Source organism: Halomonas rhizosphaerae, from assembly GCF_030012485.1.
Classification (GTDB): Bacteria; Pseudomonadota; Gammaproteobacteria; order Pseudomonadales; family Halomonadaceae; genus Halomonas; species Halomonas rhizosphaerae.
On sequence record NZ_JASCQQ010000028.1, the window covers coordinates 159,734 to 181,397 of the forward strand.

Below are 21,664 nucleotides of genomic sequence, written 5' to 3' on the forward strand. Positions count from 1 at the left end.
CACGATATCACTTCCCTTTGAATCGTATTCTGAAACTGTTGAATGACGAGGCGGCCAGAATAACGAACAGGCCGAGTACCTTGGTCTTGTGACGAATGGCCGTGCCGATATTGGTGACTCCAATGGCAAACACGAAGGTAATCGCGCCAAAGATGAACAGCAATGCCACACAGTCATCTCGCTCTTTCAATCGGTTCCACCCACGGTAGACTCGCCAGGCAAGGAACCAATAAAGTACCGAAGAAATTAAGCCAAAAAGGTGGATGGGACTCCTGATATCCCAGGGAAAAGGCGAAAAATGAAAATAGACTATTCGCGAAGGTATTAGCCAAGGCTGCGTATAGGGGTCACCTTTAGCCACGAAACTGGGGTACGCAGAGCCACCCGACCCCTCCTGGGAGAAACGTTCCTCGATGGACTCAACCACGCCACCTTCTGACTCTGTACCGACTTCAATGCCTTTACCCAGGCTGATACCCCCGCTCATTGTCACCATCCCTAGGGAAAAGGCCAGCATGGCAATGGATAACAGCATCTTGAAGGCGTATAGGCGGCTGACAAGGCTGGGGCGATCCTTGAAGAGATTGCGATAGAGAAAGTAAGCAAGATAAGCCGCAACCCCGACAAAGGCTGCCACCCAACCCGGGTGAAATAGAACGGCCACACCAAAGAGCAGGCCGCCCCACAATAGGCCCAGAACAGACTTACCCGACACCCAGCGAATATAGAAATAAAGGCCCATCATAAAGAACATGATGGAAACCTCTTCGCGCATGGCCAGTACTGAGTTGAACGCTCCGTAGGGATAAAGAGCCATGATCATTGCAGCCACCACAGCAGTGCGTTTCCCCCATAGCTGATAACAGATAATTCCTGTTACCGCAACAACCACATGTCCGAAGAAGAAATTTGTAGCGAGTAGAAACAGCGATGACTCTCCCACCACTTTCTGAAGAATTCCGCCTAGCCAAGGATAGAATTTCGAACTGAACCACGGCACTCGATCCAGAAGCACAATCCAGTCCAGGGAGGCGTATTCAGAAGAAATCCGTGTAAAGCGAGACGCATCGGCACTAGCTCCCGGCGGGCGAAAAACATAAGTGTAATCCAGCACGAAAAGGAAAAGCCTGAAAGAATAGGCGACCAGAAGAGGCCAGAGAAGCCACCGATGGCGAAAGCCCATCCAGAGGCAATAGACACCGCTGAGCACGAACAGAACGAAGACGAATGAGATTTCAGGCATGGTGGGCCAACTGCCTTGTCAAATGATCATAGAGTACTAGATGGCTGTTCACGGCATTATCGATCGTGTAGTGCCCCCCATTCTGCAGAGCGTTTTTATGAAAGGTAGCGCGAAGTTCGCCATCCACTATCAGTTTTTCCAGTTTCTCTGTATAGTCCTCGAGTTCCACCTTGGCGACAAGTCCATTTCCTACACGGTCCACAATCTCCGAGCAGCCCCCTACATCCGTCACCAGAACAGGCAACCCCGTGAGCGTTGCCTCGATCTGGACGATGGGAAGGCCTTCCCAAGCAGATGACATGACAAAAATATCAGCATCGTGCATCAGCTGCTTTATGTTATTACTATTACCGATGAAATCGACTTTTCTTTCGATTCCAAGTTCTTTTACCAGACACTTGAGCTGATGAGCCTGGGACCCCTCTCCCGCAACTGTAAGCAATATATCGAGGTCCGGAAGTTTCGATATCGCATGTAGAAGAAGTTGATGGTTTTTCTGAAGGGAAAGCGTGCCAACACATATTATCTTTAAGGGTAAATCAAGACTGAAAGTCTTCTTGGGATTGACCCTCGATTCATCGACCCCATTGTCAATACGTACAACCGGTTTCCTTGTGACACCTTTCAATAGCGTTTCGCATGCGTTACAGATACCGACATAAGCGGTGGTACGCAAATCAAGAATCCGATATAAATACGGAGATGCTTTCAATTTTATATTATGATGCGTATACACATGAGGAACTCCGAACTGAAACAGGGAAAAAATCGCTCCAAAATAAAGATGAGAATGAATGACATTAGGTGAGAACTTGCGACATAAGCGAGCAAGGCCAAGAGCACCCTTGACAGGATTTATTCTGCTGGAGCTGCCAAGGAAGCCATACTCAATACCATTTTTATCTAGCTCAGAAAGAAAGCTTGATTCGAAATCGGCATCCCTACCTGACTCACTTGCTCGGTCAAGAAAAACAATAAGCACATCATTACCATTTAAGACCATAGCTTTAGAGAGGTCTTTTACATATATTTCAGCACCACCAGAAGCTGCAGAAGATATGACATGAATGATTTTCATTTATTGCTCCAAAAAATAGCGCATAGACATTAAAATCGACTAGTAGCTATACAGGTGCCTTCTCATGCTATCTTCAATAAAAGCCACTTCTTTGGAAAACTCGCCACTGCTATACATTTGAATCTTCTTTGATCCTTCATGAAAATCAAAATTATTAAAATCAGATGGCCTTTTTTTCAACCCAATAAAAGACTCTACCTTATCCAGCGCTGATTCAAAATTAAAAAAAATATCTTCAAACCAAATGCTTAATACTTTGCTAGAATCGCAGCGTTCAAGCATAGTCTCCATCTGGTCGTATCTAGGTAAATATTGATCAACATAAACGCGTACTGCTTCATCAGCTGACATAATATGATAATGTTTCTTTTTCTTTAAAAGCATGTCTATGAACTGATCTCTAGGATCTCGCCTAACAACAATTATTTTCAATGTACTCATAATATCGCTAATTACAGGACCATACCTTACATCAAATAAAAGCCTTGGAGTAACCAGCTGATCAATAATTACTCTATCGCTTTCGTTACTTGCCATAAGCTTTTCAAGAGAGTACAGGTACTCATCTACCAGAGAAAAAAGTCGTAACCGGCGGACATTGGCGTCCAATGTATTAAAATTGTCTATAAGGGTCTTTAGTTTTTTCAGCATGTCTGTTGAGCACAACGTAAAGCCAGGCAAAAGCTTGTTGTACCCTCTTTTACGGAGGCGATATCCCGAGGCATAACTGCGGATACTATTCGGAATGCCAGGAACATTAACTAAAAAATAGATTGCAATCTTAGCTGGCAATGGAATGCTTTTTCCATAATCCACAAGCATTTTTTCGACACACTGATAATCTTCTAAGCTGGGAGGAATATTCCAATACAGCTTAGATAATATATTGTAAAAACCAGACTCGCCTAAACGTATTTCGCCGGGCAAGACATTAACTTCACTGTATGACGAAATAATGTCAATCCATGGCGTAGATCCCGTTGAGATAGATCCACCTACAGAAACAAGCATTGACAGCACCTTATATAGACAACGGAGAATCTAACTAGATCTTACGGATAATTGACTGTCAGAAAAAAAATAAAAAGTGTTTAGGAACAGAGTTTTTACATCTAATTCAAAAATTATCAGCCTATTTCTATGCAATACTGTTTTTTAAGATAAAATCACCTAAATACTGCCCAATGTTTATGTGGAGTCACTCACCTGCCTCCAAGGTGAAAAGTGGGTTCTTCGTCACTTCATGTGGATTTGGCCTGATCGAGCAGGTACCCTACGGGGCTGCCAATCAGGTAGATCATCGCGATGAAGTTGGCATCGTTCCGGTAGCCGCGTGCGCGTGATCGGGCCGCCTGAAAAAGACCGTTCATGCTTTCCAGACGTGCGTTTGTCAGGCTGGAGGTCCAGCGCCTTACCACCTGCTCTGCGTGGCGCTCCAGCGTCGTCAGTGCCTTCTCCATCGGCTTGAGCAGTGCCTGGCCACTGACGGCCTCCCGCATGACCTTGAGATAGTTCGTGATGCGCCACCGGGCAGCACGCGGCGTCGGCGCCTTCTGAATCCAGCGCAGCTTTTCCTTGATCACCCAGGCATCGCCAGTGGCCCGTTGGTCGGCCACCAGCTCCTGGAGGGCGGTGATCTGGTTGGCCGTCAGGTTGTCGTTATCCAGGTTCTTCAAGACCGCCCACCGGAGGGCATTGGGATGCCCCTTCTCACGACGCTCTTTCTTGCGAACCTCGTCCAACGCCTTGGTGAAGGTCTGCACGATGTGTAGCCAGTCGACCGCCACCTCGGCCTTGGGAAGATGCTCGGCCACACCGCTCAGAAAGGCTTGTGACATGTCGCAGACGACCTCGACCACGTTGTCCGGATCGCCGCCAAGGGCCGCCAGGAAGGCGCTGAAGGCCGCGATGGTGATCTTGCCATGCCCGGGCACGGCAAAGATTACCGGCTCCTGCTTGAGCTGCATGTCGAGGAACACCGTGATGTAGCGCTGCCCCCGTCTTGAGGCCGTTTCGTCCACGCCGACAGTGGCCACGTTAGACAGATCCAGCTCGCCCAGCATGCGGCCCACGTAGTGATGCACGATGCGACACAGGCGCTTGTCAGAGATCTCCAGCTGCCGAGAGACCGCCAGCACAGGCATCTCCTTGACGAGCGACATGGCTGCCTGCTCGAACAGCAGGGTGAAGTCGCTGCCCGGCCGCGCCCAAGGTACCTCGATGCGCTTGACGCCATGCTCGGGACACTTGGTGCGGGGCACGCGGGCATGCAGGTAACAGTGGTGCTGGAAGAAGTTCAGATGCCGCCACGTCTTCTCGGCAAAGTCGTGGGCCGGGCAGGCCTTGCCGCATTCCGGATAGGGATAGAAGCTGCCGCGCTCGACCTCGACATAGAGATCCAGGCTGTGGGGCGACACCGAGGTATCCAGGTGCTGGTCCTTGAGAACCCAGGGCGCTTCCAGGCCCAGGCCGAGAGTCAGAATCTGGGTGGCGTCCATGCCATACCTCCTGTCCATTGGAGGTCATATCCTGGCCCTAGCACCCTTCAATAGTGTTGCGCTTGGAACTTGCGACCGCCGACCATCACTCATCTTGACTGCACTAAGGCATCCCATTTTCCTGTTACTGCGGTAGTATTGAAGTGACAGGCACGCTGTTCGGCGGCCTTGGCCATACTTTCCCTAAGTGCATTATCTTGCAATATAGAAAGCAGAGCAGTCGCCATATACTGTTCGCTGACTGTCGGATCAACGGATCCTAAGTCACAGATGTCATCAAACGCAGGAATCAGGAATCCCGCAGGGTGCTCTTCAACGGTATTGGCCTTGTCGTGTGGATTAGCGTCTGATGCAAGGATTTCTCTTGGCCCAACATCACAATCGGCGGCAACCACGGGTGTTCCGCAAGCCAATGCCTCACCCAGAGCGTTGCCGAAGCCTTCGATAAGGGAGGGAAACGCAAAGACACGGGATGCACGTATATACTTGAATGGGTTGTCGCGATAACCGAGGAAATGTATGTCACTCGCATAGCCGGTTAGCTGGGCTAACTCTTTCATCTCAGCTTCCATTTCACCACGGCCAAGAATGACAAGTACAGCATCTGGCAACTCCTTCTTTATAAGCGAAAATGCCTTGATGAGATGCCACTGCCCTTTGTCGTAAGTAACTCTACCAGCTGTGATAATGACTGGCTTAGAGAACAAGTCTTCCCATTCAGGCTCAATTGATACTTGACTTTTAATGCGAATTTCTTCGACATCAAAATACGGATAGATAACTTCAACCTTATTCGGATCAACACCGTAATAATCAACCAGATCTTTCCTGACGCCTTCACAAATGGCGACAATCTTATCAGCACGATTATAAATTACATTAATAACTTTTTTTTGCAGGTAATGCTTTATCGGCGATGGGGAACGCCGCAGGTAGGTACGCACAGAAACTATACAAAGCTCACCCTGACGAGAAAGCACATTGGCTATATTTGGATGCCCGATGAGGCTGATACATGCAACCGGTCTTAATTTTTTTTTATATCGCCTTATTTCCCTTGTCGCTTTCAAAATCACATATAGACGGTGGAATAGACCCGGACGGCTTGGCAATTTAAGGTCAACCATTGAGCCAGCATAATCGTAATCCGTCCGTGAGCTATCAAAAGATATGACACTCACGTCATAGTTGGCTTGAAAGTGTCTTGAGAGGCGAGCTGCCACGTGCTCGGCACCGCCATTATACGTTTTTGGGGTTGATATAAGAAGAGGTAATTTATTCATTCGCACTCAGAAAGTCATCTAAACTAGAAGAACCTTAAACAACCTGTTCGCAATATTATTTATTGCAATATAGTTCAGATAAAAATGCATAGTTAAGGATTAAAAAAACCACTTAAAAAAACAAATGGAAAGATTTTACTCAATCTCGACTCGAGAGCTTCTTGTACACTTTCACTACGCCGTTGGGCATTAACAAAAAGGGCACTCTTATCCATTGCGTCAAGCTTAATTGTGAAAAAAATAAATTTGCTAATTCAGAAAACTCAAACATCCCTCCCATCTTTCGCTGCATTGACCAGGCAACCGCTTTACGGTTTGATAACAGCATTAAATTTTTTTTGGTAGCTTTTTCACTTATGTTGTATAGCAAAGATTTTACCGTAATAGTAACAGGATGCACCTTTCCGGTCGACTCTACGTTTTTTACTACGCCACTTTCATCTACATAGTAAAGACTAGTAACGATATCGGAAATGTATACATGTTCGGTAGTTATTACTGCTTTAAGGAAAAGGTCCACATCTCCGGCTCGATTCGTTTTGCCATCAGGGAACATTCCAGCCGCCAATATAACTTCCTTTTTTAATACTACGCCATTCGTATGAAAAATATCTTTACTTGCGAGAAACCTCAAGGCATCTTCGCGAGAGAACTTTCCGGAACTATTTGCCTTGAATTCTGATTTTTCGGTAAAACCTGGAGATCTTAAATCACTCACCGTTGCGTAATTATTACTGATGAAATTAATATCAGGATATTTTTCAATAGCCTCTTTGCTATTAACTAAGTGATTAGGCAGCCATTCATCGTCAGCGTCCAAAAAACATATCCAATTAGCGCAAGAGTTCATGATGCCAAGGTTTCGCGCAGCATAACCACCTGGGCCGGGGTTGTCGCGATGAAAAACCCGCAACCTATCGTCATTAAAAGAAGCAACTTTTGCAGAGCTACCATCTGTTGATGGGTCACAAACAACAATTAATTCGAAATTGGAATATTCTTGATTAAGGACTGATTCAATAGCCCGTCCCACAAATCTTTCTTTATTGTATACGGGCATCACTATGCTAAAAAATGGACATGCGTCTTTACTAGCCATAAAAACCCCTTGTACAAAATATCAACCCCGTTCATTTAAGTTAAGTTTAAGAAATACTGACCTTCTAATAGGCTGTTATTTAAACGCATTATGAGAAATAACTTAGACGGGCTTGGTGGTTAGTTAAAATTTTTCGATGCTATATATATCTTTAATAAACTGACTTACCTTTTTATTTCCGAATTAACGATTAGACAGCTGGTAAATAGCACTGGCCGTTTAGCCTACCATACTTTCATCGCTGCCACCGGTCATTGATGATGCAGCGCCTTTTGTTTGATATGGTGGTTACATGTCGGACCCCGTGTGATTGACCACCCGCTCGGCAAATAAATCAGGATGATTGGTCCGCCATTCCTTCATCACCGCAATCGGTGATTGATGGTGCAGCGCCTTCTGCGGGATGTGGTGATTGTACAGCCAAGTGTAGCGTTTGAGCGTCTGCTCCAGGTCCTCGCCTGAGATATAGCGCCGAGTCTCCAGCACGTCGCTGATGCGGCCGTTGAAGCGTTCCACCATGCCGTTCGTCTGTGGCTTTCCCGGCTTGATCAGGAGGTGTTCGATACCATGGGCTTGGCACTCCTGATCGAAGGGGTGGTGGCCGCTGGGCTTGCGCTCACCCGCCCGCGTGAAGCGATCGGTGAAGCATTTGGCATTATCCGTCAGCACTATCCGAATCTTGAACGGTGCCTTTTCTACCACTTGCCTCATGAACGCTCGTGCATCCTTCGAGGACTGACTGCACCTGACCGCCAGATAGACCCAGCGCGTGGCGCGATCGATGGCGACGTACAGGTAGCGTTCTGCTCCTCGTCGGTCATCTGAGGCAAGTGCTTGATGTCGATGTGCACGAAGCCCGGCTCATAGTCCTGGAAGGGCTTATGCCGGGGCTTCCCGTCATCGCCAGCGTCCTGCCGAGCCAGTTCCGCCAGTGTCGGCACCTCGCGCCGTTGGAGCATGCGATGCAGTCCGGAGCGTGACAAGCAGGGGTTCAGGAACTCACGCGCCACGATGAGGAGATCATCCAGGCCGAGGCGAAGGAATTCGCGAGCCGCGATCAGCACCTCCTCCTGCTCGGGCGTGAGCGTGGCCAGCAGGTTGTGACGCGTGTGCGGTCGATCATGGACATTGTCACGATACCGCCAGCGCCGGATGGTCGCGGTGGATACGCCATACTGGCGGGCCAGTTCGTTATCCGTGATGCTGGAGGGTGCTGCCTGGATCTCGGCCCGGATCTTCGGTGTCGTGGTCGCTTGTTTATGCAGCTTGATGTCCATGAACCTGCTCCCGGATGAATTGATGAAGAAGCTCCCTGGCTGCTAGCAGAGGATAACTTCTATATGCGATTTGATCATCCGGGACCCTACAGTTATACAGCCAAAACTACTGCTTCTGCGTCTGCTGCAGATCTTGCCAACACAGCTGTTGCGACCGTTGTAGCGTTTCAAAATGCCGTTAGCCTGAGCCCCCCTAGCTGGATCAAGCAACGCACGGTATCATGTGCTGGACTTATAGTTAAACGGTGCCGGCCGATGAAATTCTATGCCGAGGTACTCAAGAGATCGGTCGCCGGTCCGAACATCCTTAAACTGAACTGCGCTTGGAACTTGAGACCGTAGAGTTCAGAAAAATTCCAAACCGTTTTAACGTATGTGTGAAACGATTGCGATCATGTGCTTCACTCTTGACTCCCTCAAGAAAGACGCAGTTACTATATGATATATCCTCTGGTGCGAAAGGACGAACTGCATTATATATAATATTAACTTTTTGGACGAAAGGCCCCAACCTGTTGCAGGCTTCGGGTAACGCCGTTTGAGACTGCCACGGCGCTATGGCATGGGCCGTAAAACGCGGACCAAAATGCTTCAGGGCCCAACGTTCAAAGCTTTTATGTAATGGAGTGCTGAGCAATCGACATGCTCGCTTGCCAACAGACAGCAAGAGTGAGCATAAAGGTGCATCGCAAGCCCAGCAAATCCCTCGACTGCATCAGCACGAACTCCACATAATGTCCTGCACGAAAAAACTAATGGGCGATGTTGATATTAACCCGCTCAGCACCGCCACCACGGAGATCGGAGAGAAAGAAGGTGGTCATTTAGCGATGTACTGAACACATCAACTTGCCGCCGGACGCAAGGGGCAAACTTGCCAAAGCGCATCCAAGTTAATGTCGATGCGGTAGTCATAGAACTGTTTTTCGAGTAAATCTCTCGGTGTTGTTACATCGACAATGATCGGCGTATTTTCGGGGCGCCCAACGGAAGAAAAATAGTCGCGAAATTTGAACCCGTCTCCTTTCGGTTTATCAGAAACATGGATCCACAATGAAGGAACATTGTAGGCGTCAGCACAGATTATTCCATGAAGTGAAGATGAGATTACTCGATCGCAGGACACGATCTGCTCAATTACATCCTCAATATCGCCACAAATATCGATCATGCGCACATCTTGCCACTCGCGAGCAGCAGCAAAAAAGGGTTCGTCCCATTCATAGCAGTGTGGAATGATGCCCAGACTTCGTCGATCAAGACAGTTCTTTGGCTCATATAAGCGAGGTAGCAAAAGTGCGGGATCACCGACAATATCTGGCGTTGAAAGTCCTTTTTTTCTTAGGCGCTCATTTGAGAGCCATCCGCGCACTGCATGAATTTCCCGAGGTCTTCCGCTGATGGGGTCATCGGCTGAAATGAAGCCAGTCCCCCAGATCACTGCGTTTGGGTCTCTGCATGCCGTAGCAAGGTGGCTACCAATCCAGTAATGTACAGGACGAGACGGAAATGGGTATACATCCGCTCGGTGAATAACCGGGCGACAACTAATACGTTCGGCCATGTAAGGGTTCAGCTTGTCTCCCCAATTACGATCTATAATCCCTTTAGTGGCCCATCGAAGCACAGAAACATCTTCACCCCGCCAAAGCCGACTGGTGGTCGCCAATTTTTTTGGCATCATCCGAATACGATTAAGCATGATTTTTCCTTCCTAAGAAACCTGGATTCATAGAATAACCGAATCAAGGTCATCAAGCGGATGGCCTACAGGTACCGCGACTCGGCGTACTTCTTCCTGAAGATCCGCGCCGTGTTTACGGGCAAAGTGCGATGAACCAAAAATAAATAATGAAAGATCATTGCTAATTGGGGAGGGACGGTGCACATATTGCTGATACTCTAGGTGTGGTTACACAAGCTTTATTTGATGATTTTAAATAATAATTTAAACAAAATATATTGATTTAACATTAATCATAGCACTTATGCGGAAGCACCACTTCTTAAAATTTATAATGAATAATTTTTTATGAAATAAAAATAATTCTTAATACCGACCCACCAGGATATTATAGGGAATTTATAATCCTGGCATTTACGCATGATCTGCCATACGCTTGAAGATAGTATTTCGCTCCGATAGCTCACGATAGGTTCCTTCGTCGAGCACCTGACCAGCGTCCAGTAGGAAGATCCAGTCGCACTTTTTTACTGTGGCTAGACGATGCGCAATCATAATAATAGTTTTCTGTCCCGCGAAATTATGAATTGCATCCATCACCATTTTTTCGGTCAAGCCGTCTAGTGAACTAGTGGCCTCATCAAAAACAAGAACATTAGCATCATCATACAGCGCTCGGGCAATTCCGATCCTCTGGCGCTGCCCGCCAGAAAGCTGGATGCCCCGCTCTCCTACGCTCGTCTCCAGGCCATGAGGTAGGCTCTCCAGCAATTCATCCAAGTGAGCCATCTGAGCGGCACGTCTCACGCTTTCATCGTCGATTTCTTCCGGGGGCAAACCGAAGGCGATATTTTCCCGTATGCTGGCATCTGCTAAGAAGATGCTTTGTGAAACGAAACCCACGCTATTCTGCCAAGCACGTAACGCCCGGCCACTCAGTGGTTGTCCATCTACCTTGAGCGCACCTTCTTGTGGCATAATAAGACCAAGTAGAATATCTATAGCAGTAGATTTTCCTGAACCAGAAGCTCCCACCAGCCCGATTACTTTGTTTACCGGGACTTCCAGTGTCAAGCCGGTCAGTGCTTTCTCTTCCTTCTCAGGGTAACTAAAATGGATATTATCCAAAGTAATGCTCTGTCTGAGTGAAAGCTTTCCTGCCTCGGCAGCAAGCAGATCTTGGGTGACATGCTGACTCGACGCCAGATCTTCCTCCATCGTATCGAAAGAAGCGATGTTGCCTTTTATTTTTGCCAGACTGGCATATATCTGCTGAAAAGCAGGCAGTAGCTTGAAACCAGCCATTGCATAGATGGAGAGAACAGGCAGGATATTCCCTAAATTACCCTCATAAAGGGCCAGTAGATACAAAACCAATGAAATTATAGCACCAAAGGCCAAGAGTTCCATGGCATAACGCGGCACTTGGGAAAGTCCGCTCGTCACGCCTTTCGCCTGGCCCATCTTTCGACTAGCCACTTCGAAACGCTGGTTGAAATTATTCTGGCGTCCTAACAGCAACGTATCCTTGATGCCACCAAACCCTTCGTTCATCAGTTTGAAACGGAGCCTATTGGAAGTGGTAATAGTTTTTCCATTACGTGCCAGCCGCCTCCGCACCGTGCGGAATAGCCCCCAATACGCCGTGCCAAAGAGTAACAAGCCAACCACCGCTACCAGCGGATTGAACAGAAAGACTCCTGTTACCATAACCACCGCCAGCACCCCTTTGGCATTCATCTTCATAAGCGGTTGAATGACATTATCGGTAACTCGCGTAGCTTCCTGAGCAATCTTGCTGGTGAGCTGGCTACTGCTGCCGCTGGCATGGAAGAGCCACGGTTGCTGCATATAATGCTTGAAAAGCCGGATGGATAACTCTGCCCCGATCTGTTGGGCGTAAAGTGCCAGCCTCCACGTAACGTAGATTGAAAGCGCAGTGGCGCCTGCCAAAGCAATCATTACCGACACCCCTAGCCAGAAAAGAAACTGCCTGGGAGTTTCCAGACCACTGGTCTGGTAAAGTTGCGCAAGTGTGCCATCACCCTCCAGACGGCTGATATCGCCCACCACCGCCATAAAGGGGCCAATTGCGGCAATGCCCACCACTTCGGCGAAGGCCATTAGCACCACGAGCACTTGCAGTCCGAGGAGTTTTTTTCGCTGCTCGACCGTCAATAGCTTCCAGAGGCGACGGATACGTTTAAACATATAGATACCTTTGATGAAGACAGCCTCAAGTTTCAAGCGCAACGCTATTAAGGGTGCTCGGACCAGCGACCGATTTCTTGAGCACCTCGGCGTAAACTTCCAGCGGCGTGCGCCAGTCCAGTGTCTTGAGCGTCTGCGTGTTCAGTGAGTCGGCGATCTCGTCGAGTTCTTCCTGGCTGTAGACGAAAAGGGCCGTACCCTTCGGCAGGTACTGCCGCAACAGCCCGTTGGTGTTCTCGTTGGATCCCTGCTGCCAGTGGCTGTGCGGGTCAGCGAAGTAGATCGCTGATCCGGTTTTCTGCGTGATCTCGGCATGCTTCACCATCTCCCTGCCCTGGTCGTAGGTCATCGACAGGCGCAGGGATCGCGGCACCTCATTGAGCTTGTGCTGAAGCCGACGTCCGCCGCCGTGGCGGTGGTGCCATCCACTTTCGCCAAGATCACCAACCGTGTGGTTTGCTCTACCAGCGTACCGGCGGCGGAGCGATTGTTGGCGCTAATGATGAGGTCGCCCTCCCAGGTGGCCTGGCATCAGGCGGTCCTCGATCTCAGGTGGCCGCATATGGATGCTGACCAGATCGGGAATCTGCTGGCGTCGATCCTTGCCACGACTGCGGGGCCGACGCTTGCCGTTACCCTGCCGCAAGCAGGCGATGAGCTCCTTCTTGAGGCTGCCACTGGGCATGACGTAGAGCGCATTGTAGATGGCCTCATGCGAGACCCGCCGACGTGAATTGTTGGGAGACATGCGCTTCAGTGTGCGAGCTATCTATTCCGGTGACCAGTACTTGCGTAGCAGGTAGACCACCACCTCGAAGAGCTCCCCGTCGGGTTGCAACTTGGGGCGCTGACGAGGTCGGTGCTGTGTCAAATTGGCCCGGTAGGCCGCCAGGCTGGCATCATAGCCCTTGATAGGGTCTACCGTGTGGCGAGCGAGTTCTCGTGACACGGTGCTCGGTGCACGGCCCAGATGAGTGGCGATGGCCCGTATCGAATGAGTGGCTCGCATCATCATGATGGCGGCTCGGTCTTCAGCAGAGAGGTGGCGATAACAGTGAGTCATGGCAAAACCGTACCTGATGGGTCACGAGTTGCACTTGGTCATTGAGACCGCCATTCACGCATTACCTTCACGGTGTCCGCCAATTCGGTGCCGATGATGATTCGGTCGGGCTTATGACAGTCGGCCACAGCACGGCCTTCCTTTAGAAACTCGTGATTGGAGACCACATCGAATGTTAGCTCATCGAGGCCACGTTCCGCCAGCACCTCGGCCACGCGTCGGCTTACTCGTTCGGCAGTGGCTACCGGCACGGTAGATTTATCGATGATTATCTGCGGGCACTGCATGTATTGGACGATGGTCTCCGCCACCGCCAGCACGTGGCGCAGGTCGGCGAAGCCGTTTCATCGAAGGTGTGCCCACGGCGATGAACTGCAACTCGCCATACTCGACACCGGCGGCGGCGGCGGCGGCGTCAATGGTGAAGGCCAGCCGGCCTGCGGCGTGATTCTCGCGCACCAGCGTCTCCAATCCGAATTCGTAGATGGGTATCTGTCCTTGGTTCAACCACTCGTCCTTGGTGGCATCCACGTCCATACACATCACGTGATGGCCCACGTCGGCCAGGATTGTGCCCTGAACCAGCCCACCATAGCCGGTGCCGAAACTGTTACCTTCATCGATCCCTCGCTTACTGTCCGTAGAACTCGCGGTACCAGGCCACGAAGTTGGCCACGCCCTGTTTGACCGGCGTCGCGGGCTTGTAGTCGACTGCGTGTTCAAGCTCGCTGCTGTCGGCGTAGGTATCCGGCACATCGCCGGGCTGCAGCGGCAGCAGGTCCCTGATGGCAGTCTTGCCAAGGACCTCTTCCAGGGCCTCGATGTAGGCGCTGAGCTTCACCGGGTCATTGTTGCCGATGTTGAACAGCCGGTAGGGAACATTGCTGGTCGCCGGGTCCGGTGCGTCACTGTTCCAGTCCGGGTTGGCCGCGGCGACCTGATCGCTGGCGCGAATCACCCCTTCCACAATGTCATCCACGTAGGTGAAGTCGCGGGTATGGTGGCCGTGGTTGAACACCGGGATGGGCTCATCGGCAAGAATATGCCGGGTGAACCTGAACAGCGCCATGTCAGGACGCCCCCAGGGACCGTAGACGGTGAAAAAGCGCAGACCGGTGGTCGGCAGCCCGAACAGATGGCTATAGCTGTGGGCCATCATCTCGTTGGCTTTTTTGGTCGCAGCGTAGAACTGCAGGGGATGGTTGGCGCTGTCATGCTCGGAGAACGGCATGCGGGTGTTGGCGCCATAGACGCTGCTGGTACTGGCGTAGGTGAGGTGGGGCACCTTGGCGTAGCGGCAGGCTTCCAGCACGTTGGTGAAGGCCACCACGTTGCTCTCCACATAGCTATGCGGATTCTCGAGCGAGTAACGCACCCCGGCCTGAGCGGCCAGGTGAATCACGCGATCGAAACGGTGCTGTGCGAAACAGGCGTTCACCGCCGCCTGGTCGGCCAGGTTGTCGCGGATGAAGTGATATTCGCTGCCGCAACGGTCGGCAATGGCCTGCAGGAATTCCAGTCGTGCTTCCTTGATGGCGGGGTCGTAGTAGTCATTGACGCTGTCGTAGCCGACCACGCTGTCACCCCGTTCAAGCAGACGCTTGGCGGTGTGAAAGCCGATGAACCCGGCATTACCGGTCACGAGAATCTTCATGCGGTTGAAGGCTCCTTGGGGGGGGAGGTTGTCGGTACGCCCGGGGAAAGTTCCTCGCGGATGGCTTTCTGGGATCAGCCGTCCGCGAGGATGATGCTGTCGCGGCGCGATGCCAATCAGCGGTACTGGTACTGGTAATGGCCGTAGTAGCCGCTGGCCGTCGAGGGCTTGAGCTCCACGGCATTGAGTACGGCGCCACGTACCCGGATGCCGCTGTCTTCCAGGCGCCGCCTGGCGGCCTTGATCTCGCGAACAGGGTTCTTCTCGAAACGAGCCACCAGCAGGGTGGTGTCACAGTGCTTGCCGAGGATACTGGCGTCCGTGACCGCGAGAATCGGGGGCGTATCCACCAGCACCAGATCGAACATGTCGCTGAGTGCTTCCATGGCCGCCGCCAAGCGAGACTGCATTAGCAGCTCGGAAGGGTTGGGGGCCACCCTGCCGCGACTGATCACATGATAGTTCTCGATGCCGGTGGGCCTGATGATATCGGCAAGGTCGCACTGACCGGACAAGTAGTCGGAGAGCCCCGGGCTGGCGTCCAGCTTAAAGGCGCGATGCACGTACCCCTTGCGCAGGTCAGCATCGACCAACACGACCCGCTTGCCGGCCTGGGCGAAGACCGAGGCCAGGTTGATCCCCAGGAAACTCTTGCCCACTCCGGGACTGGAGCCCGTTATCATGATGCGGTTATTGCATCCTTCCAGCAGCGCGAAGTGCAAGCTGGTGCGCAGCCCGCGAACGGCTTCGACGCTCAGATCGGCTGGCTCGCGTTCGGCCAACACCCCGGTGACTACATTCTTGGCCGTTCCCATGGCACGGCGCCTTACGCGCTTTGTCAGTCGCGTCTGGCCACTTGAGAGCGGGATGGTGGCATAGACGGGGATCCCTGCCGCTTCGATCTGTTCGGGTGACGTGACGCCACGCCGCAGCAGCTCACGCATCAGCACCAGGCCGACGCTCAGCACGAGACCCAGTAGTGTCGCCAGGATCAGTATGCGGCCGCGCTTGGGGGCCACCAGGCCGCTGACCACCGCATCGTCGATGATGCGCACGTTACCGATGGTGCCGGCACGGGCCACCTCCAGCTCCTGCATCTTGTTGAGCACGTTGACGTAGATTGCCTGGGTGACATCCATATCGCGACGCAGGCGAATCACTTGCTGCTGCGCGGCGGGCAGTTGATCCACACGATCATTCAGTTCCTCACGGTCCTGCTGGATCTGTTCACGCTGTCGCAGCAGGGACTGATAGGTGGGGTGGCTGGGGGTATAGCGCTGTGCCAGCTCGGCCTCCTGAAACTCCAGATCATTCAACCGGGTTTCCAGTTCGATGTAGCGCTGGATGGCGGCCTGCGATTCGCTATCGAGGTCAACGCTATCCAGGTTGGAGCGATATTCATTAAGCCGCTGCTCGGCTTCTGCCAGCTGGGAACGCAACTCGGGTGCCTGATCTTCCAGGAACTCGAGGCTCTGCTGGGCCTGAGCCGACTGGCGCTCAACATTCTGGGTCAGGAAGGTCTCCGCCACGGCGTCGAGAGTTCGGGTCAGCTCGACCGGATCATCACCAACCATGAGCAGGCGCAACATGCCGGCAGTCGGTTCGGAGGTGGATTGTGTAATCTGCAACCGCGAACTGATGTTCCCTATTGCAGAGGTACGGTGCTGTTTCATGAGCCGAAAGCGCGCCCCGGGTGCCGCTTCGAAGCGCTCAATACGAAGGATCAGGTCATCGTCGAGAAAACGTTCCACCTGCCCGATCTGACCTCTGCCGATAGATACATCGTCCAGCAGCACCTGATAGCCCTCCTGCAAGCGCTCGACTAGGATTCTCTGTCCGCGACGATTGTCGGCCAGCTCGAAACGTGCCACATCGAGAGACTCATCGCCCCAGACATGTGGTTGGCCAACCATGAACTCCGGCCGGGGAATCTGGCGGCGCTCTACGAAATTGCCGATGACGGGCAGTTCGACCGGCTGAATGATGACATCTCGCTCGAGGCGATCCACCACCTGGCCCAGCACCATGCGGGACTGCAGGATCTGCACTTCAGCCGGAGTATTGAGCATGTCATCGCCGATGACGCTGCCCACGTTACCGAAGGGGCTCACGCTCGAGCGACGTTCCACCTGCACCAGGGCATTGGCCTGGTAGATCGGGGTCGCCAGCTGACCCTGAACGTACCCGAGCCCGGCGAAGAGCAGCGTGATGAACACGATCAGCCATTTATGATCCAGCAGCGCAACAAACATGCGCCCGAGATCGACGGTTGTTTCCTGCGTGTCCTGTCTTTGCGGTGTCTCGTTCATAAGCTAGCTCTACTACTGCAATAAGGAGAATGGGGCCCTTGCGAGGGCATCAGAGCCTGTCTGCCCAGAGGCGAGTGGCCTCGTGCAGCAGTCGGTGTACATGCTCGAACGCGTCCTGGCTCTTTCGGTAGGGGTCAGGGATGTCCGTCTCTTGCTGCTGGCTCAGCCACTTGCCCAGCAGCAGCGTCTTGCCACGTGCCTCCGGCCAGCGCTTGGCCAACGCCTGACGCTGGTTGTCCGTCATGACCAGCACCAGGTCGGCTTCGGCAAGCATGCCGGTATCCAACTGACGTGCCTCATGGGCATCAACGTCAAGCCCGTCGGCTTCCGCCAGCTGTCGTGCCCGAGCATCCACCGGCTGCCCGACCAGGGCACCCAGACCGGCGGAATGCACCGTCAGCCGCGGCAGCCGGCGTTGCAACATTGCCGCTGCCACCGGGCTGCGGCAGATGTTGCCGGTACACACGATCAATATGCGCTGGAACATGACTAGAGCAGTTCGTCGAGGCCTTCACCGGTGCTACCGATATCACCCGGGAGAGTCAGTGATGGCAGGAGCAGGCTTATCACCCGGTTCCAGCGAGCCAATGGCGCGGTCGTGACATACACCACATCACTGGGCTCGAGTGGAAATCTGCTGGCCATCATGTAGGCGGTGGCATCGCTCACGTCGAGCTGGTACACCGTGGCCAGCTTTTTGCTTTCCAACGAGTGCGGGCGCAGAACGAAGATTCCCGAGGCATCCCCACGCTCTTCGTCGATACCGCCGGCACGTGACAAGGCATCGGTCAGCGATAGGCGCTCACGATTCATTCGCAGGTTACCGGGCGACCCGACCTGGCCTAGCATGGCAATCCCCTGGTTGTCGGCGCTGGGCAGGTGCAGTTGGTCACCGTCCCGGAGCAGGCGATTCTGGGTCTGGTCCCCCTCGCTGAGCAGGGCAAACAGCGAAAGCCGTTCCTCCCTACCTTCACGAATCAGGGTGAGCTCATGCCAGTAGGCATCAGCGGTGGGCCCGCCAGCGGCACTGACGGCATCCACGATGGTCAATGGCACATTGGTGATGGGAAGGGTGCCTGGCGAGCCAACCGCGCCAGTGACATGGGCCTTCTTCGAATTGAACTGGGCGACGAATACATCCACCTGCGGGTCCGTCAGGTACTCTGACAAGCCACGTGTGAGTTGTATGCGGATCTCATCGGTCGTCTTGCCGGCGACACGGATGCGTCCCAGGAAGGGATAGAAGATGGTGCCCTCAGGCCTGACGATGTGGCCGGCTTCTGCCGCGCTACGCTCGGCGCCCGCAGGAATGGTGAGTTCGGGGTGATCATAGACGATGATACTCAGGACATCACCGGGACCAACCTGGTAATCATACTGGTCGATCGCGCGGCGCAGTTCATCTGTCTGTGGTTGGGCGACCGGCCGCTCTCGTTCGATCTGTTGCAGCAACTCCGGCGTGATCGCCTTGATATCCACCCTGTCGGAAAGGTCAACGCTTGCACTTTCATCGACACGACGGTCCATGTCCCCCCCAGGAGCAATGGCACAACCCGCAAGTACAAGCATGGTCAGGCCTGCAAGTGTCAGTCGAAGTGTTCTGGATATCATCATCGGAGTCTTCCTTATTGTTTGTGACTGTCGGACATGGCTGCACCAACGCTACCGCCCGAGTTGCTGGTGCATCCTCGAGACCTGTCAAGAACGTCAACTTGCTTCATGCTAACCGTGAGTCCTGACTGCTTGGCGTGGATTAGGGCTTACCACGGTTCATATTTCCCAAAACAGCACTCTGAGGAGAGATACTTGCCACACTATCTGCTGACTCTCCCACACTCACATTCCATTCATCTATGGCATTCCCTTGATGACAAGGTCGAGTCGAATTCACTGACTGAGCGCCCATAGGAAACGGCTTTTCCTGGTAAATAGAACGACGTAACCACTGGATATCAACGATGTCATCCATCGGTGAATAACCGGTGGGTGCTTTGTCCAGCACCCGCCGGATACCCTTCACGTCCTGTTCGCGGCAGGCCTGATATAATCTCTCTAGCAGGCAGTTCAAGGCCTCCCAATCCATCATCGATTCATTAGCCGTCATTATCCGGGGATGCGATGTAGGTAGCGCGCTATCGGTGACGAGCAACTCTTCATAGAGTTTTTCACCGGGGCGCAGACCCGTAAATACAATGGGAATATCACCCTTCGATGAAGACTTGACGCTTTCCTTGATTGATGTATTGTCCTCTGCACCTTCAGGCTGATTTGCGAAGTAGGGTTCCAGCCCAGTGAGTCGAACCATGCGACAAGCCAACTCAACGATCTTCACAGGCTTTCCCATATCGAGCACAAATACATCCCCACCGCGAGCCATCGCACCCGCTTGAATGACTAACTGGGCCGCTTCCGGGATGGTCATGAAATAACGGGTGATCTCGGGATGAGTCACGGTGATGGGCCCTCCCTTTTCGATCTGCTTACGAAATAGCGGTACAACCGAACCGGATGAACCCAGTACATTCCCGAAACGCACCATGGAGAAGCGAGTTACCTCCTGTTCTTGTGCCAGGGCCTGACAGACCAACTCCGCCAAGCGTTTAGAGGCGCCCATCACATTGGTAGGACGAACAGCCTTGTCGGTGGACACTAGAACAACGCTACTAACTTTTGCAGCTATCGCTGCCCTGGCCATGTTCAAGGTGCCGAAAACGTTATTGCATATTCCCTCGACCATGTTTTGCTCGACTAAGGGTACATGCTTGTAGGCAGCTGCATGATAGATGGTATCGACCTGGAAGGCATGCATGAGGCCTTCGAGCCGATGCTTCTCCTGTACCGATGCCAGAATAGGCAGGAATGTACTATCTAGGCCATCGAGAGAAGCGATCCGTTTGAGATCCTGTTCGATACGGTAGAGCGCATATTCTGACACATCTACCAAAAGTAGTTGTTTAGGATGCTGGGCGAATATTTGACGGCTTAGCTCGCTACCAATTGAACCTCCGGCCCCGGTGACCATCACGACCTTATCGTAAATACTAGCCCCCAAAAGTGACAGGTCCGGTGGAATCGGGTCGCGCCCCAGGAGGTCTTCGATGGCTACATCACGAAGCTCATTCACCTTGGCCTTGCCGGAAATAATGTCAGCCATGTCAGGGATTGTCTGCACCGGCATACCCAGTATCTCAACAGACTCAATGACTTCCTGCCGACGAGACCGGCTAGCCTCGGGAATGGCTAACAGGAACTTCTCGACACCATAGGTCTTGATGATCCTATGCGTTTCTCTGGGATGGTATACCTTGAGGCCCTGCACGTTGGTACCTTGGAGGCGCGGAGCAAAATCCACATAAGCAACCGGCTCATAATCGCGCCCATGGCGCAGCGACATGACAAGTTGTCGTCCTGCCACACCGGCACCATATATCAATACTCGCGTCTTTTTGAGTTGCTGTCCTCGGGAATAAAGTAGACACAAGACAAAACGTACCCCGCCAATAGAGATCAACGCGATCATCGCGTAGATGAATGAAACTGAGAGGGTAATGGGCAACCCTAGCACCACAGTGCTCATACCGAGCACAAAAGCCGAAGACAAGACTCCACCGAGAATAGTCTGAGCCGCCCGAAATCCAAGGAACCGAATGATGGTACGATAAAAACCGAATCGAATGAAAATAAAGATACTGGCTGGCACCAGGATCAGAAGTGCAACCCATACCTCTGGATCACCCAAAAAGTCTAGGCTATCGCGCCTCAGCAACATGGCTAGAATCAAACTGAAGGTGATGAGAATTGTATCAGCCAATACCTGAATGTAACGCTTGGTCTTTCTGGGCAAACCAAATAATGAGGGTAGGAAAGGCATCATGAAAAATTCCTTGGGACTTTCACCAGCACGTTTGCAAGCTAAGGTCACATACTTGGAATAAATATAAACAGGCTAATAAAGTGGACATGCTCAGCCAAACCTCGGACAAGAAAACAGGTATTTTTACAGAAATATTGCACAAAAAACGCTGAAATCAAGCAATAAATTCAGCACCTGAGGTGTTCAGGACTCCTGAGCCCTCAGTCAGAAACATTGTGCTGGCTCGGTAGCCAAGATGCCCTCTGAAGCAGTCATTCAGATTCATTACTACCTCGTAACCTTGGATCTTTTCTGCTTTATCAACGACATTGCTGGCTCTGGCCACGCTACCGCCCGGGAGTTATGATGGCGCTCTCCGGGACCTGATATTGCCAGTTTTGGTACTTGTATC

Annotated in this window: 16 protein-coding genes and 2 pseudogenes; all 18 read right to left on the reverse strand. The window is 52.1% G+C overall.

Features of this window, described 5'->3' with window-relative positions; genetic code table 11:
• Positions 1–7: 7 nt before the first annotated feature.
• The gene (locus QLQ86_RS13750) at positions 8–1,243 is read right to left on the reverse strand and encodes an ArnT family glycosyltransferase (RefSeq protein WP_282817331.1); all 1,236 of its coding nucleotides are present in this window, start codon (positions 1,241–1,243) and stop codon (positions 8–10) included.
• On the reverse strand, positions 1,236–2,321 hold the full coding sequence (locus QLQ86_RS13755; protein WP_282817332.1) for a glycosyltransferase: 1,086 nt from the start codon (positions 2,319–2,321) through the stop codon (positions 1,236–1,238). The genes QLQ86_RS13750 and QLQ86_RS13755 overlap by 8 nt, the downstream gene beginning before the upstream one ends.
• A 39-nt stretch (positions 2,322–2,360) precedes the next feature.
• A complete protein-coding gene (locus QLQ86_RS13760; protein ID WP_282817333.1) occupies positions 2,361–3,332 on the reverse strand; it encodes a sulfotransferase domain-containing protein in 972 nt (323 codons plus the stop codon).
• 230 nt (positions 3,333–3,562) lie between these two features.
• On the reverse strand, positions 3,563–4,819 hold the full coding sequence (locus tag QLQ86_RS13765) for an ISL3 family transposase (protein WP_282817334.1): 1,257 nt from the start codon (positions 4,817–4,819) through the stop codon (positions 3,563–3,565).
• A gap of 89 nt (positions 4,820–4,908) precedes the next feature.
• Positions 4,909–6,102 carry a glycosyltransferase gene (locus QLQ86_RS13770; protein ID WP_282817335.1) on the reverse strand — a complete coding sequence of 398 codons (1,194 nt, stop codon included), beginning with the start codon at positions 6,100–6,102 and terminating at the stop codon, positions 4,909–4,911.
• A 139-nt stretch (positions 6,103–6,241) separates the two neighbouring features.
• Complete coding sequence (locus QLQ86_RS13775) at positions 6,242–7,201, reverse strand: glycosyltransferase family A protein (RefSeq protein ID WP_282817336.1); 960 nt, start codon at positions 7,199–7,201, stop codon at positions 6,242–6,244.
• A 288-nt stretch (positions 7,202–7,489) separates the two neighbouring features.
• Positions 7,490–8,478 (reverse strand): annotated as a pseudogene (locus QLQ86_RS13780) (DDE-type integrase/transposase/recombinase).
• An 844-nt stretch (positions 8,479–9,322) separates the two neighbouring features.
• Positions 9,323–10,180 (reverse strand): polysaccharide pyruvyl transferase family protein, encoded by an 858-nt coding sequence (locus QLQ86_RS13785; RefSeq protein WP_282817337.1) that lies wholly within the window; start codon positions 10,178–10,180, stop codon positions 9,323–9,325.
• Between the two features lie 396 nt (positions 10,181–10,576).
• Complete coding sequence (locus QLQ86_RS13790; RefSeq protein WP_282817338.1) at positions 10,577–12,373, reverse strand: ABC transporter ATP-binding protein; 1,797 nt, start codon at positions 12,371–12,373, stop codon at positions 10,577–10,579.
• Positions 12,374–12,398: 25 nt separating this feature from the next.
• Positions 12,399–12,758, reverse strand: a pseudogene (locus QLQ86_RS13795) (IS30 family transposase); the annotation flags it as partial.
• A gap of 384 nt (positions 12,759–13,142) precedes the next feature.
• Positions 13,143–13,436: a helix-turn-helix domain-containing protein gene (locus QLQ86_RS13800; RefSeq protein WP_282817339.1), complete on the reverse strand. Its 294-nt coding sequence runs from the start codon at positions 13,434–13,436 to the stop codon at positions 13,143–13,145.
• Positions 13,437–13,474: 38 nt separating this feature from the next.
• Positions 13,475–13,723: a hypothetical protein gene (locus QLQ86_RS20115; RefSeq protein WP_326521283.1), complete on the reverse strand. Its 249-nt coding sequence runs from the start codon at positions 13,721–13,723 to the stop codon at positions 13,475–13,477.
• Entirely contained in the window at positions 13,695–13,994 is a 300-nt protein-coding gene (locus QLQ86_RS20120; RefSeq protein ID WP_326521284.1) for a hypothetical protein, read from the reverse strand. The genes QLQ86_RS20115 and QLQ86_RS20120 overlap by 29 nt, the downstream gene beginning before the upstream one ends.
• Positions 13,995–14,067: 73 nt before the next feature.
• Positions 14,068–15,090, reverse strand: coding sequence for an NAD-dependent epimerase (locus QLQ86_RS13810; RefSeq protein WP_282817340.1), 1,023 nt, complete (start codon positions 15,088–15,090; stop codon positions 14,068–14,070).
• Positions 15,091–15,206: 116 nt separating this feature from the next.
• Positions 15,207–17,399, reverse strand: a complete 2,193-nt coding sequence (locus QLQ86_RS13815; protein ID WP_282817341.1) for a polysaccharide biosynthesis tyrosine autokinase — start codon at positions 17,397–17,399, stop codon at positions 15,207–15,209.
• A gap of 49 nt (positions 17,400–17,448) precedes the next feature.
• Positions 17,449–17,886, reverse strand: coding sequence for a low molecular weight protein-tyrosine-phosphatase (locus tag QLQ86_RS13820; protein WP_282817342.1), 438 nt, complete (start codon positions 17,884–17,886; stop codon positions 17,449–17,451).
• Between the two features lie 2 nt (positions 17,887–17,888).
• The gene (locus QLQ86_RS13825) at positions 17,889–19,013 is read right to left on the reverse strand and encodes a polysaccharide export protein (protein ID WP_326521285.1); all 1,125 of its coding nucleotides are present in this window, start codon (positions 19,011–19,013) and stop codon (positions 17,889–17,891) included.
• A 139-nt stretch (positions 19,014–19,152) separates the two neighbouring features.
• Entirely contained in the window at positions 19,153–21,273 is a 2,121-nt protein-coding gene (locus QLQ86_RS13830; protein WP_282817343.1) for a polysaccharide biosynthesis protein, read from the reverse strand.
• Positions 21,274–21,664: the final 391 nt, after the last annotated feature.